The 14,301-nt window shown below is 70.8% G+C and carries 12 protein-coding genes; 9 read left to right on the top strand and 3 right to left on the bottom strand.

What is annotated here, in order from left to right; all coding sequences use genetic code 11:
* Positions 1-55: 55 nt before the first annotated feature.
* The 5 genes from A3CE_RS0100845 (at position 56) to A3CE_RS0100825 (ending at position 4,435) form a co-directional block, all read left to right on the top strand.
* Positions 56-706 carry a helix-turn-helix domain-containing protein gene (locus A3CE_RS0100845; protein WP_020638167.1) on the top strand — a complete coding sequence of 217 codons (651 nt, stop codon included), beginning with the start codon at positions 56-58 and terminating at the stop codon, positions 704-706.
* On the top strand, positions 703-1,659 hold the full coding sequence (locus A3CE_RS0100840; protein ID WP_020638166.1) for a PDR/VanB family oxidoreductase: 957 nt from the start codon (positions 703-705) through the stop codon (positions 1,657-1,659). The genes A3CE_RS0100845 and A3CE_RS0100840 overlap by 4 nt, the downstream gene beginning before the upstream one ends.
* 9 nt (positions 1,660-1,668) lie before the next feature.
* On the top strand, positions 1,669-2,964 hold the full coding sequence (locus tag A3CE_RS0100835) for an amidohydrolase family protein (protein WP_020638165.1): 1,296 nt from the start codon (positions 1,669-1,671) through the stop codon (positions 2,962-2,964).
* Positions 2,965-3,234: 270 nt separating this feature from the next.
* Positions 3,235-4,044, top strand: coding sequence for an FHA domain-containing protein (locus tag A3CE_RS53175; protein WP_020638164.1), 810 nt, complete (start codon positions 3,235-3,237; stop codon positions 4,042-4,044).
* A gap of 13 nt (positions 4,045-4,057) precedes the next feature.
* A complete protein-coding gene (locus tag A3CE_RS0100825; RefSeq protein ID WP_020638163.1) occupies positions 4,058-4,435 on the top strand; it encodes a hypothetical protein in 378 nt (125 codons plus the stop codon).
* A 19-nt stretch (positions 4,436-4,454) separates the two neighbouring features.
* Here A3CE_RS0100825 and A3CE_RS0100820 read toward each other — a convergent pair whose 3' ends face one another.
* Positions 4,455-5,639, bottom strand: a complete 1,185-nt coding sequence (locus A3CE_RS0100820) for a cytochrome P450 (RefSeq protein ID WP_020638162.1) — start codon at positions 5,637-5,639, stop codon at positions 4,455-4,457.
* 145 nt (positions 5,640-5,784) lie between these two features.
* On the opposite strand from A3CE_RS0100820, the gene A3CE_RS0100815 reads away from it, so the two are divergent.
* Positions 5,785-8,838, top strand: coding sequence for an MGH1-like glycoside hydrolase domain-containing protein (locus A3CE_RS0100815; RefSeq protein ID WP_125591575.1), 3,054 nt, complete (start codon positions 5,785-5,787; stop codon positions 8,836-8,838).
* A gap of 14 nt (positions 8,839-8,852) precedes the next feature.
* Here A3CE_RS0100815 and A3CE_RS0100810 read toward each other — a convergent pair whose 3' ends face one another.
* Positions 8,853-9,791, bottom strand: coding sequence for a LysR family transcriptional regulator (locus A3CE_RS0100810; RefSeq protein WP_020638160.1), 939 nt, complete (start codon positions 9,789-9,791; stop codon positions 8,853-8,855).
* An 88-nt stretch (positions 9,792-9,879) separates the two neighbouring features.
* Between A3CE_RS0100810 and A3CE_RS0100805 the strand changes: the two genes are divergently transcribed.
* From A3CE_RS0100805 to A3CE_RS0100795, 3 genes are read left to right on the top strand one after another with little or no spacing between them, the layout of a single operon-like run.
* Positions 9,880-11,265, top strand: a complete 1,386-nt coding sequence (locus tag A3CE_RS0100805; RefSeq protein ID WP_020638159.1) for a CitMHS family transporter — start codon at positions 9,880-9,882, stop codon at positions 11,263-11,265.
* Between the two features lie 15 nt (positions 11,266-11,280).
* A complete protein-coding gene (locus A3CE_RS0100800; RefSeq protein WP_020638158.1) occupies positions 11,281-12,564 on the top strand; it encodes an acyclic terpene utilization AtuA family protein in 1,284 nt (427 codons plus the stop codon).
* Positions 12,551-12,877, top strand: a complete 327-nt coding sequence (locus A3CE_RS0100795) for an AtuA-related protein (RefSeq protein WP_020638157.1) — start codon at positions 12,551-12,553, stop codon at positions 12,875-12,877. The genes A3CE_RS0100800 and A3CE_RS0100795 overlap by 14 nt, the downstream gene beginning before the upstream one ends.
* Here A3CE_RS0100795 and A3CE_RS0100790 read toward each other — a convergent pair.
* The gene (locus A3CE_RS0100790) at positions 12,819-14,186 is read right to left on the bottom strand and encodes a PHB depolymerase family esterase (RefSeq protein ID WP_020638156.1); all 1,368 of its coding nucleotides are present in this window, start codon (positions 14,184-14,186) and stop codon (positions 12,819-12,821) included. The genes A3CE_RS0100795 and A3CE_RS0100790 overlap by 59 nt on opposite strands.
* Positions 14,187-14,301: the final 115 nt, after the last annotated feature.

The raw sequence follows: 14,301 nt of genomic DNA, 5'->3' as shown, positions 1-14,301 counted from the left end.
ACCGCATCAACATCGCAGACGGTACGGAGCCGAGGTTTCCGATGTGTAAAACCCCGTGTTCGTTGTGTTGCCCTTGCGGCTCGGTGGGGTGGTGGCGGTCACCGTGAAGGAAGCCGACCCCGCGCCGTCACGCGTCGTCGACGAGCAGTCCGAGCGAGTCGGCGCGCGCATCCGCGAGCTGCGCCGGTCCCGTGGCCTCACGCTCGTCCAGCTGGCGGGGCGCACCGGACTTTCGCACCCGTTCCTCAGCCAGCTGGAGCGAGGACACACCCGGCCGAGCATGGTTTCGCTCGACCGCATCGCGAAGGCCCTCGGCTCGACCCAGGTCGAGCTCATCGCCGCCGGCGCCCCGGGCTTGCCGGACGCCGAGAGCGGGCGAGCCGACGTGCTGCGCGCCGGCGAGGGCGCCCGCAACCAGTTCCCCAACGGCGAGGTCAGGCTGCTCACGCGCGGCAGGCGGGCGTTCGATCCGATCGAGTGGACCGGGACCAGCCCCGAGTTCGGGGACTACTTCCGCCACTCCGAGGACGAGTTCGTCCACGTCGTCGGCGGGGCGCTCCTGCTGGACCTCGAGAAGGACGGGACGGTCCGGCTCGACGTGGGCGACTCCGTCTACTACCCGGGTGGCACGGCACATCGCTGGTGCTCGCCCGACGGATCGCGGTTCCACCTCGTCGTGGTGAAACAGAAGCTGGAGAACGCATGACGGGCCCGGCGCGCCACGCCGAATACGACGTTGTCGTCGTCTCGAAGACCCAGGCCGCGGACGGCGTCGTCGTCCTGGACCTCGCGGCCGCCCACGGCGGCCGCCTGCCCGCGTGGCGGCCCGGAGCGCACATCGACCTCGTGCTCCCGACGGGTGACGAGCGTCAGTACTCGCTCTGCGGGGCGTTGGACGCCGGTGCCTGGCGGATCGCCGTGCGGCGTGCCGAGGCGGGCCGCGGGGGCTCGGCGTATGTCCACAATGTCCTCGAGACCGGGACGTCGCTGCGGGCCCGTGGGCCGGTCAGCCATTTCGAGTTCCGGCCGGAGGTCCCCGCGCTCTTCGTCGCCGGTGGCATCGGCATCACCCCGATCCTGCCCATGATCGAGTCGGCCGAGGCGAGCGGCACGCCGTGGCGGCTGGTGTACGCGGGGCGCACGCGGGCGTCGATGGCGTTCGCCGACGAGCTGGTGCGGAGCCATCCCGGGAAGATCGAGCTGAGGGTGAGCGCCGAGGGCTCCCGGCTCGACTCCGGCCGGCTCCTGGACGTTCCCGCGGCGGGAACCGTCGTCTACTGCTGCGGGCCCGCGGGGCTCATGGACGACGTCGAAGCGGCGATGCGGGCGTGGCCGTGGGGTTCCCTGCAGGTCGAGCGCTTCGCGCCGAAGGTGGTCCCGGCGACGACCGACGTCGAATTCGAGGTGGAGCTGGCGTTGTCCGGGCAGACGTTCTCGGTGCCGCCCGATCGGTCCATTTTGGATGTTGCCGAGGACGCCGGGGTTCTCGTGCTCTCCTCGTGTCGTGAGGGCACCTGCGGGACGTGCGAGACCCCGATCCTCGACGGCGCCGCCGAGCACCGGGATTCGATCCTGAGCGAAGACGAGCAGGCCGCGAACCGCACCATGATGATCTGCGTCTCGCGCTCGTGCGGCGGCCGGCTCGTCCTGGATCTGTGAAAGGGACCCATGCTGACGATCCAGGGCGCCGATCGCATCCTCGTCGATTCATCCACTGAGGACAGTGGTGATCTCATCCTCGACGACGGTTCCCCGCTCAGGACGGCGCTCGACGCCTCCGGATGCGTGGTGACGCCGGGGCTCGTGAACGCCCACCACCACCTCCTGCAGAGCGCGTTCCGCACCCTGCCCGGAACGCGGGGCGTGCCGATGGTCGAGTGGCTGCCCGCGATGGCCGCCGCCTACGGGCGAGTCGGCCACGATCCGGAGGCCTATGCCGTCGCCGCCTCGGTGGGCGCCGCCGAAAGCCTCCTGTGCGGTGTCACGACCATCGCGGACCACCATCTGAACTGGCCGCACGGCGCTTCGATCGCGGACACGGTCGCCCTTGCCAGGGCGACGACCGGGGCCGTCCGGTCCCTCGGCGCCCGGCTCGCCTTCGTGCGCGGCTCGGCGCGGGACGATCCGGAGTGGGCGGGCGAGTCCGCCGAGGCCATCGCGACCGCGCTCGTTCCCGGGGCCACCGGCGGGGTCTCGCCGGACGGCATGCTCCAGGTCGCGGTCGGCCCCGCCGGGGTCCATTCCGACGCGCGGGAGACGTTCGCGGCTCTCGGCGCGGTCGCGGCCCGCCACGGCTTGCGCCGCCGGACTCAGGCCAACGAGCAGGTCGACACCGCGATCGCCGTCGAGCGCTACGGGCGCAGGCCACTCCAGCTCCTCGACGAATGGGGGTGGCTGGAACCGGACGTCACCGTGGCCCACCTGTGTGACGTCACGCCCGGCGAGATCCGCCTGCTCGCGCAGGCGGGCGTGACCGCGACGCACGCGCCGGGGTGCGACGTACCCATGGGGTGGGGCGTCGCGCCGGTCGCCGCGCTGATCGAAGCGGGCGTCGTCGTCGGCCTGGGTACGAGTGGCGGGGGAAGCAACGACGCCGGGCATCTGCTCGCCGATGCCCGGCTCGCCCTTCAGGTCTCGGCCCTCGTGGGGCCGCAGCTGCCCGCGCGCACCGTGCTCGGGATGGCCACGACGGGTTCCGCCGCGGGGCTGGGCCGACCCGAGCTCGGGCACCTGGGTGCCGGGTCGGCCGGTGACCTGTGCGTGTGGGACGTCTCCGGCGTCGCCGACGCGGGCGTGCACGATCCGATCGCGGGACTGCTGTGGGCGTCGCCCGGGCGGCGGCCGAAACACGTGGTCGTCGGGGGACGTGTTGTCGTGCGGGACTACCGGCTGGTCGCGGCCGACGAGGCAGAGCTCGTGGCTCGCCTGCGCGAACGACTGGCCCGCACACCCTCCACGAGCTGACCGGTTGGTCGCTGTTCTCGGTTTCCGGACCGCATTGAGAATGCCGGTCGGGCAGAAGTGGACGGTGCTCGATCCGGCAGATATCAGTCCGGCAATCGACGGCCGCCGAGATCGATTTTCGCGAGCGTCCCGAGCATGTGACTGACAAACCGCGGAGAAACTGCGTTCAAGGCTACGGGAGATATCGAAACGGCGGCATTACCTGTCGCCGCCCCCCTGCCGGAGGCGTATCGTGGGGGAAACATTTCGTTGGCGCCCTCGGAGACACTGATGGCCGGTCGACTGGTGATCACCAAACCCGCCGCCCTTCGCGGGACGGCCTTCCCCCTGACCGCCGCCCGCACGGTCATCGGGCGCAGCGCCAACTCCGATGTTCAGGTTCAGGACTCCTTCATCAGCCAGTGTCACGCCGTCGTGCTGCACAGGGACGGGCGCGCGATACTGGAAGACCTCGGCTCGAAGAACGGGACGACGATCAACGAGCGGACGGTGTCGTCGCCGGCGCTCCTGCAACACGGCGACGTGATCAGGGTGGGTCGAGCTGAGATGCGGTTCGAAGAGACGGCCGGAAACGAGCAGTGGGATGTCACCGGCCTGCACGACGCAGTCCGTGACAGAGCTGATCGGCCCCACCCGGGCAATTTTGTCGTCGACCGGCAAAGCGCAGAATCACTGTACAACATCGGCGGCGATCAGATCGTCCACCAGATCCAGCAACGCGACAGCTTCCTCAGGGAAATCGCCGCGACCAAAACAAAGGCCACTCGGCTGATCTGGTTCGGCTTCCTGCTCATCCTGCTGGGCGGTGCCGCTTTCGCCTCGATGGTGCTGGGCTTCATGAGCGAAATCTGGGGCAAGATTCCGAGCGCCGGCGACCCCGGCGGCTTCGTCCAGCCGGACCTGAGCACCCCGACGCTCGGCGGAGTCCCGGTCGGGCTGCTCGGGTGGGCCGCCGCGGCCGTCGGCGGCGTCCTGGTCGTCATCGGCATCGTGCTCCACGTGGTCGCGACAGCCCGCCGGCGACGGGTGGAAGCCGCATACCCGGCCCTCCCGACCTCCCGTCCGCCCCGTTCCCCCTGAAGGGAGTTCACCCATGACGTTCAACATCGGCAGCCAGCACGCCGCGAATATCAACAACGTCGCGGGAGACCAGGTCATCCACGGCGGGCAGGCGGGGTACGCCGACTCCCGAGCCCTGCTCGACCGAGTCCGGCAGGACATCGGCGCGCTACGGTTGTCACCTCCGCTCATGACCCGGGTGAATGCCGAACTCGAAGCCATCGACACCGAACTCGGTACGCCGCACTCTGACAAGCAGTCTGCGGCCGGCCGCCTCGGCCGCCTCGTCTCCCTGCTCAAGTCGGCCGGTGTCCTGGCCACGAGCGGGAGCGGACTGATGACCTCACTGGCCGCGCTGGCCAGCTCCTTCGGCGCACTCGGCGAGCCGATCGGACGACTGCTCGGTTCCTGACCTCCCGGCACCTGACGGGTCAGAACCCGATCGGCATCCGCTGTGCGCCGCGCACCGGCATCTCGATCTTCCACACGATGTCCCCGGCGATGTGGAGGCCGGGCAGCTTGGCCAGCAGTGCCCGCAGTCCTTCCTGCAGCTCGGCCCTGGCCAGTGGCGCGCCGAGGCAGTGATGCACGCCGTGTCCGAAGCCGAGGTGCTGGTTGTCTTCCCGGTCGAAGCGCAGTTCGTCGGGATCGGGGAACTGCCGGGGATCCCGGTCGGCCGCCGCGAAGTTGACCACGACAGGTTCTCCCGCCCGCACGAGCACCCCGCCCACTTCGATGTCCTCCGTGGCGTAGCGCGGGAAGCCGGGCCCGTAGCTCAGCGGCGTGAACCGCATCAGCTCTTCGACGGCGGCGGGCATCAGGTCGAGGTCGGCACGCAGTTCGGCCAGCCGCTCGGGGTGGGCCAGCAGCACGACGACGAAGTTGGGGATGTGCGACGCGGTGGTTTCGTGCCCGGCGACCAGCAGCCCGAGGCACATGTCGGTCAGTTCGAGCTCGGAGAGCCGGTCGTGTTCGTCGCGGGCCTCGATCAACGCGGTCATCAGGTCGTCGGCGGGGGCCGCGCGCCGGGCAGCGATGAGTCCGCTCATGTACTCCCGGAACTCTTCCCGGTTGGCCGCGAACTGTTCCGCGGTGGTCCGGTTGGTGGACAGGAACGCGTCGCTCCACGCCCGGAACTTCGGCCGGTCGGCCACCGGCACGCCGATCAGTTCACAGATCACCGCAACCGGCAGCGACAACGCGAAGTGCTCCACCAGGTCGACCGGCGCACCCCGGGCCGTCATCGCGTCAACGAGTTCTTCGGCCAGTTCACGGATCCGCGGCCGCAGGTGTGCCACCCGGCGCACGGTGAACGCCTTGGCCACCAGCTTGCGTAGCCGGGTGTGGTCGGGGGGATCCTTCACGATGATCCCGGCGTCCAGCTTGACCGGCCCCATCCTCGGCACGTCGGCCTCGACGGCCATGGCGCGGCTGAACCGCCGGTCACCCACCACGAGCCGGACGTCGTCGTAGCGGACGGCCAGCCACGCGGGCTCACCGTAGGGCAGCTTGATCCGGATCATCCCGGGTGTGTCGCGTGCCTTCGCGTAGGCCGGGTCGATGTCCAGCCCCGCCGCGGAGCCGAACGGGTAGGTGACGGGTTCGAGCTGCGTCATACCGCTCATCCTTCGGGTGTATCGAGCGAACCCGGATCGGAAAACCGCTGATCGGCGCAAGCGAAGGTGTTCCCTTTTGGGTTCTGCTGAGCGATAGTGGTGCGGTCTGTGGTTTTACAACGTTGTAAACCGTGCGGGAGGCTCGATGCACAGGCGGCTGTCCAAGAGACGACGCGGACGTGGCGCGATGGCCTGGCTGGCCGCGATCGGCCTCGCCACCCAGATCGCCTTCGCGGGCGTCGCGAGTGCGGCCGAGGACGTCTCGCCTTCCCCGGCGCCGGGGACGCACTTCCTCGACCACGCCGCCGCGCTCGCCGGTTACGCCGATCCTGCCTGGTACGAAGCGAACATCCCGTTCGTCGACCTGCCGGACGCCACGATGCAGAACGTCTACTACTACCGGTGGCGCGTCTGGAAGGAACACCTGCGCTACACCGATCCCACCGACGGCTGGATCTCGACGGAGTTCCTCGACTGCTGCGGCTACGCCGCGCCCTACCAGGCGATCAACGCGGCCGCGGGCCACCAGCTGACCGAAGGGCGCTGGCTGCGAGACCCCGGCTATGCCCAGGACTACCTGCGGTTCTGGCTCACCGGTCCCGGCGCCGGGACCAAACCGGCCATCGACGACGTCAACGCCGACACCACCGACTGGGCGCACGAGTACAGCGCGTGGCTGGCCACTTCGGCCTACGGTCTGGCCCAGGTGACCGGCGACTTCGCGGCCCTGCGCGAACTGCTTCCCGCCCTCGTGCGCCAGTATCGTGGCTGGGACAAGCAGTTCAACGCCGAGCTGGGCCTGTACTGGTCGGTGCCGGTCTGGGACGCCATGGAGTACTCCGCCTCCTCCTACGAGTCGCCCAACCCGTACCACGGAGGCGCCGGGTACCGCCCGACGCTCAACTCCTACCAGTACGGCGACGCCGTCGCGATCAGCCGTATCGCGGACTCGGCCGGCGACCACCGGCTCGCCGCCGAATACGCCCAGCGCGCCGCCGGACTCAAGGCCGCGCTGCAGAAGTGGCTGTGGGACCCGCACCGCGGCTTCTACTACGCGATGGCCCGCGACGGCAACCCGGACCACCGGCTGTCCGGCAGCCGCGAACAAATCGGGTTCGTCCCGTGGATGTTCGGCGCCGCCGGCACCGGGAACGACGTGGCCTGGTCCCAGCTGCGCGACCCCGGCGGTTTCGCGAGCGCCTACGGCCCGACCACGGCCGAGCGTCGCAGCCCGTTCTTCATGAAGGACGCCGGCGGCTGCTGCCGCTGGGACGGCCCCAGCTGGCCCTTCGCCACCTCGCAGACCCTCACCGGCCTCGCCGGCCTGCTCGACGACTACCCCGCGCAGGCCACGATCTCCCGAGAGGACTACGCCGCGGCGCTGGCCACCTACGCCCGGACCCAGACCAAGGACGGCAAGCCCTACGTCGCCGAGGCCCACGACCCGGATCGCGACGCGTGGATCTACGACGGCCGCGACCGCAGCGAGGACTACAACCACTCGACCTACACCGACCTCGTCCTGTCCGGCCTGATCGGGCTGCGCCCGCAGACCGGGGACACGCTCGACGTCCGGCCGCTGGCACCGTCCACATGGGACCACTTCGCCGCCGAGAACGTGCCCTACCACGGGCACGACGTGACCGTGCTGTGGGACCGCGACGGCCGGCACTACGGACAGGGCGCCGGGATGCGGCTCTACGTCGACGGACGGCTCGTCCGGCAGTCGGCGGCATTGCGGAACACCACGATCGACGTCGGCCGCCCGCGCCTCCCCAGGGCCGACGACCTCGTCGACGACGCCGCCAACCCGCTGCGCACCGGTTATCCCAGGCCGATCACGTCGTACACGTCGCCCTACGACAACGCGTGGAACGCCCTCGACGGCAAGGTCTGGTACAACGAGGTGCCCCAGAACACCCGGTGGACCAACTACGCCTCGCCGAACGCGAACGACTTCTACGGTGTCGACTTCGGCGCCCCGACGCCGGTCGGCGACATCCGCTGGCACGGCTACGACGACGGCGGCGGGGTCAAGCCGGCGGCCGCCTACAGCCTGCAGTACTGGACCGGTTCGGCCTGGCAGGAGATTCCCGGCCAGGTCCGCGAACAGGCGAGGCCGGTGGGCAACGGCGTCAACCGCATCACCTTTCCCGTCGTCACCACCAGCAAGGTCCGGCTCGTGTTCACCAACCCGCCGGGCGCGTTCGTCGGCGTCACCGAACTGCAGTCCTGGACGCCGTCGAGCCCGGACGCCCGGATCGGCGTCGGGCCCGCCAACGCCAACGGCGTCGTCACGGTCAAGCGGGGCATCCCGCTCGACGTCACGGTGCGCAACACGACGCAGAGCCCGCTCGTCTCGCCGCGGGTGAGCCTGGCCGTGCCGGACGGCTGGTCGGCCACCCCGGCCGCCGGACGGCCCGCCGCGGCGATCCCGCCCGGCCGGTCCTGGACGTGGAACTACACCCTGACGGCACCGGCGGGCGCCGAGCCGGGCAGTGCCGCGACGCTGACCGCGACCGCGTCCTACCGCGGCCCCGGCGGCGGAACGGAAACCACGCACCAGCGGCAGAACCTTCAGGTCGCCCATCTCGCGGGCCGGCACGATCCGGTCGGCGCCTGGCGTCTCGACGAGGGCAGCGGCACGATCGCCCACGACACAGCCGGGGCCCACGACGCCACCCTGACCGGTTCACCCGCCTGGGTTCCTGGCGTGACCGGCACCGCGCTGCAGCTCGACGGCACGGGTCAGTACGCGCAGACGAGCGGGCCCGTCCTGGACACCACCGGCAACTTCTCGGTCAGCGCGTGGGTCCGGCTGGACCGCACGGACGCGTGGGCGACGGCGGTCAGCCAGGACGGCGACCCGAGCAGCGGCTTCTACCTCCAGTACTCCGCGGCCGACAACCGCCTGGCTTTCTCGACCAGCGCGGGAAGAGCGCTGTCGGACGTGGCCCCGCAAACCGGGCGCTGGTACCACCTGGCCGGCGTGCACGACGCCGATGCCGGCAGCTACGTCCTCTACGTCGACGGCGTGGCGCAGGCCAAGACCTGGAACCAGCCCGCCGGAGATGCCGCACCGGGCTCCCTGGCCATCGGCCGTGCGGTCTCGGGTGGCCGGCACAGCGATCCATGGCCTGGCGGTGTCGACGACGTCGTGGTGTGGAACCGGGTCCTGACCGCGACCGACCTCGCTTGAGGAGGTGCTGTCGTTCACGACGGCAACCAGGACACCTCCTCGGGCAGGTTGATGCCGGAGCGGCTCGCGTCGGTGATGGCGGCTTGGAAGGCGACGACCGCGGGCGCCAGCGGCCGGTGCGGGACGCGGACGACGGCGATGCTGCGTTCGGTGCGCGGGGCGCCGAGCGGACGGTGGTCGAGTTCGGCGAACGTCATGAGTGGCAGGACGAGTCCCGGTACGGCGGTCACGCCGAGGCCGGCGGCGACGAGGCCGGCGACCGCGCTGATGTTGCGGGCCTCGATGGCGTCGCGCGGGCGGGTGCCTGCCTCGGTGAAGGCCCGGTCGAGGTGCTGGCGGATGCTCGTGGTGCGGTCGAAGGCGATGAACGCCTCGGCCGTGAGGTCGGTCCAGGTGACCTCCGCGACCTCGGTGAAGCGGTGGCCTTTCGGGAACACGCAGCAGAACCGGTCGGTGGCGACGGGGGTGACCAGCAGGTCGTCGATGGGGTCGGTGGTCGCGGACACGACGGTCACGGCCAGGTCGACGTCACCGGCGCGGACGCGACCGAGCACCTCGGCGGCGAGGGCGTCCTCGATGGACAGGACGACGCCGGGGTGGTCGCGGTGGTAGGTGGACACGATGGTGGGCAGCAGGATCGCGGCCAGGGAAGGCAGGGTCGCCACGCGGACCCGGCCGCGCTGGCCGTCGAGGAAGCCGGCGAAGTGGCGCAGGTTCGCGTCGAACGACGCGACCGTGACGCGGGCGATCGCGACGAACTCGCGGCCTTCGGCGGTCAGCTCGAGCCGTCTGGTCGTGCGTTCGAAGATCGCCACCCCCAGGCGTCGCTCCACTTCGAGCACGGTCCTGGACAGTGACGACTGTGCCTGCAGCAGCACCTCCGCCGCTGCGGTGAAGCTGCCGGCGTCGTGCACGGCGAGCACGACGCGGAGCTGTTGCACTGTCAGATCCATGCGCACGGCTCATCAATCTATCGAAGATTGATGCTTGCCGCGATAGGTGGCCGCTGGGGAAGGTGAGCACACTCGAAGGAGGTCAAGGATGCTCGCCGCGAGTGGCTTTGTCACCATCGCACTGTTCCTGGTGGCGGTGCTGTCCCGCCGGGTCTCGGTGCTCATCGCGCTGACCGCGCTGCCGATCCTCGTCGCGGTGGTCACCGGGCACGGCGGCGCCCTCGGCACGCTGGTCGGCGGCGGTCTCCTCAAGGTCGCCCCGGTCGCGATCATGATCACGTTCGCGGTGCTGTACTTCAGCCTGATGATCGACGTCGGGCTGTTCGACCCGGCCGTCGCGCGGGTGCTGCGGTGGGCGAAGGGCGACCCGCTGAAGATCACCGTCGGCACCGCGATGCTGACCCTGCTGGTCGCGCTCGACGGCGACGGCGCGTCGACGTTCCTGATCACCGTGTCGGCGCTGCTGCCGATCTACAAACGGCTCGGCATGCGGCCGCTCGTCCTCGCCGGCGTGGTCTGTCTCGGCGCCGGCGTGATGAACATGGTTCCGTGGGGCGGCCCGACCGCCCGGGCCATGGCGGCGCTGCACCTGACCTCGGGCGACATCTTCGTGCCGGCTATCCCGGCGATGGTCGCGGGCATCCTGTGGGTGCTGGTCGCCGCGTTCCTCATCGGACGGTCGGAACGCAAGCGGCTCGGTGTTACTAATCCGGCCGAAAGTAGGCGGACACGGACCGCAGCTGATCCGCTTGCAGGAACTGTTTCCGCCGTGACTGCCGGTCGGATTGGTAACGATCGGCACAGTATCGAACTGGACGAGGTCGTGCCCGCGCCGGAGCCGCGGGCCGGCTGGGCCCGCGTCCGGTTCTGGTTCAACGTGGTCCTGACCCTCGCGCTGGTCGTGGTGCTGCTCGCCCAGTGGTTCCCGCTCGAGGTCGTGTTCGTGATCGCGTTCGTCATCGCGGTGATCGTGAACCGGCCGAAGTGGGAGCAGCAGCAGGAGCTGTTCACCAAGCACGGCACCAACGTCGTGCTGGTCACGACGATGATCTTCGCCGCCGGTGTGTTCACCGGGATCCTCGGCGGCACCGGCATGATCGGGGCGATGGCGAAGTGGCTCGCCGGCATCATCCCGCACGGCGCGGGCGGCGCGCTGCCGGTGATCGTGGCCGTCACGGGCATGCCGCTGTCGCTGGTGTTCACCCCGGACGCCTACTACTTCGGGGTGCTGCCGGTGCTGGCGGAGACCTCGGCGACGTTCGGCGGCAGCGCGGCCGAGGTCGGGACGGCGGCCATCCTCGGGCAGATGACCACGGGGTTCCCGCTCAGCCCGCTGACCGCGTCCACGTTCATCCTGGTCGGCATGAGCGGCGTCGACCTGGGCGCCCATCAGCGGTTCATCTTCAAATGGGCGTTCGGCACGACGCTGGTCATGACCGTCGTCGCGCTCGTGACCGGCGCCATCTCGTTCTAGCCGGGGAGAGATCGCTTGTCTACCACCAGGATCGGCAGCGGGGCGGGGTTCTCCGGCGACCGGGTCGAGCCGGCGGAGGACCTCCTGCGCCGGGGGGACCTGGCCGACATCGTGCTGGAGTGCCTCGGCGAACGGACGGTCGCGCTCGCGCAGCAACGCAGGCTGGCCGACCCGTCACTCGGCTACGAACGCCGGTTGCCGGCCCGGTTCTCCCGGCTGCTGCCGCCGGCCCTGCGCAACGGCGTGCGGATCGTGACGAACATGGGTGCGGCCAACCCGCTCGCGGCGGGCCAGGTCACCCGCGACCTCCTGGACGCGCACGGGCTCGGTGGCCGGGTCGCGGTCGTCACCGGCGACGACGTGCTCGCCGGCCTGGACCTGGACGCCCCGGCGTGGGAGACCGGGAAGCCGCTGCGCGAGCACGGCGAGATCGTGTCGGCCAACGCTTACCTGGGTGCCGATGCCCTGCTCCCCGCACTGTCCGCCGACGTGGTGATCACGGGCCGGGTGGCGGACCCCTCGCTGTTCGTCGCGCCGCTCGCCGACCGCCTCGGCTGGGACGTCGGCGACCTGCCGAGGATCGCCGCGGGCACGGTCGTCGGGCACCTCCTCGAATGCGCGGGCCAGCTGACCGGGGGCTACTTCGCCGACCCCGGCTTCCAGGACGTGCCGGACCTGCCCGCGTTGGGGTTCCCCTTCGCGGACGTCGAGCCGGACGGCACCGCCCTGCTCGGGAAGCTGCCCGGCACCGGTGGCCGGCTGTCCCGCGCGACCGTGCGGGAACAGTTGCTCTACGAGATCACCGACCCGGCCGGCTACCTGACGCCGGACGTGACGCTGGACGTGCGGGGTGTGTCGGTCACCGAGACCGGCGCCGACGCGGTGCGCGTGGCGGGCGCGCGCGGGACCCCGCGACCCGGATCGCTCAAGGTGAGCGTCGGCTACCGGGCGGGGTCCAAAGTGGAGGCGGAGATCTCCTACGCCGGTCCGAACGCCGCCCGCCGCGCCGCGCTCGCCGCCGAGGTCGTCACCACCCGGCTGGCCGGCGTGCCACTGCGCGCCGAAGTACTCGGCGGCGAGACCGACTGCCGGCTGCGGGTGGCCGCGATCAGCCACGACCGGGACGTCCTCGAACGCGTCGGCGACGAAGTGGAATCCCTGTACACCAACGGTCCCGCCGGCGGCGGGGGAGTGCGCGTGCACATCAACGAGGTGATCGGAATCGTCTCGACTCTCATCCCGCGCGACGCCGTCCGCCCGGCCGTGACGTTCCTGGAGGCACCCGATGCTGCTGCATGACCTGGCGCACTGCCGCGCGGGCGACAAGGGCAACGTGGCGACCCTGTCGGTGTTCCCCCGCGACGACGGCGACTACCAGCTGCTGGTGCGGACCCTCACGGCGGACCGGGTCCGTGCCCACCTCGCCGGGTACGTCGCGGGTGAGGTCGTCCGCCACGAGCTGCCCGGCCTGTGCGCGCTGCACTTCGTCTGCCACCAGGTCGTCGACGGCGGCGTGACCACGTCGCTGGCGCTGGACACCCACGGCAAGTCCCTCAGCTCACGCTTGCTCTCGCTGGAGCTTGGCGTGACTGGGCGAACAGCCAGTCGATGACGACGTCGTTCTCGTACGTCTGGCCCCACGCGAAGTGCGGGCTGGGCGTCGTCGTCCCCGCTGTGTAGCTCGTGAACAGCACGTGGCTGCCGGTGGCGCGGGCTTCGCGCAGAAGTGCGCGCGAGCGGGCCTCGAACTCGGCCTTGGGAAGGTTGTTGGCCCACTCACCTCGGGTCACCTCGGTGCCGGCGGCCTCCAGCGCGTTCATCAGCGTCCAGGTGCCGGGTTTGCCGAACCGGCCCTCCCGGTAGGGCACGACCGGGTCGTCGATCGAGTGGTCCGCCCACAGCGGGACGCGCGTGATCTTGTCCATGGCGGCCACCTCGCCCCAGCCGGACGTGGCCAGGGCCGCGGCGAACTTGCCGGGGTACTTCGGCAGCAGGTGGTAGATCCCGCGGCCGCCGGAGGACAGGCCGACGAGGTAGATCCGGTCGGGGTCGACGGGTTCGCGGGCCGCGAAGGTGTCGATGAGCTCGACGGTCGCCGCGGTGACCCGGGCGTCGGTCCAGTCGGTGCCGTCCGGGCCGTCCATCGGGCGGGGGAGCGGGACCTGGGGAGCGAGGACGAACGCCGGGTTCGTGTGTTGCCGTTCCGGTTTTGCGAACGTGACCGCGATCCGGTTGCCGGTCAGCTGGGTCATGGTGTTGTCGGCGACCTCGCCGCCGCCGTGCAGGGTGACGACGAGGGGGAGGCGCCGGTTCCCCGTTGCCGGTCGGTAGAGCCGGAATCTCAGTTCGAACCCGGTCGAGTCGACGAACGAGCCCGCGCTGAAGCGGTCGACGACCGGGTTGAGCACGCCGTCGTTGCGGACTGCGAACGGGGTCGCCGGGAGGACGACCGCACCGCCGCCGGTTTTCAGGTCCTCGACCTGCCGGATCGCGTACGCCCGGTCGAGCGGGAGCGGGTCGGTGGCGCCCGCTGCGCGCGCGTTGGGATCCGCCGGAGCCAGCTCGATGACCACGTAGTTGCCCGGCCGGCTCCGCTCGGCCACCTCGGGCGCGGTGTTCGTGTAAGCCCGGGTGACCGTCCGGGGCGCCTTCTGGCCGCCGACGGTGGCGATGACCTCGAACGCGGACGGCGCGATCGTGCCGCCTCGCAGGTCGACGGGATCGGCGTACCGGACGGCGACCGCGGTGACCCGCCAGTTGTCGCGCGGTGTGACGGTGGTGATGAGGTCGGCGCCCACGGCCGGGTTCTGCCCGCGTCTCCCCGGCGGGCTCGCCGCGGCCGGCGAACTCGTGCTCACGATCTGGGCTGTGGCCGCACCGGCGGCCAGTGCGAGTGCGCCCCGCCTCGAGATCCCGGTCATGCGTACCTCGTCTCCTCGTTGAGCGAAGGTTCACCGACGAGTCTGGTGGTGGGCGACGACCGCGGTCCAACACCGGCATCCGATCAATCGATGCGGTGCACGCATGGACGGCGTC

Origin of the sequence: Amycolatopsis balhimycina FH 1894, assembly GCF_000384295.1 — a bacterium.
In the GTDB taxonomy this organism is placed as follows: domain Bacteria; phylum Actinomycetota; class Actinomycetes; order Mycobacteriales; family Pseudonocardiaceae; genus Amycolatopsis; species Amycolatopsis balhimycina.
Note: the sequence above shows the minus strand (reverse complement) of the source record. Positions and strands in the feature narration are given on the sequence as shown.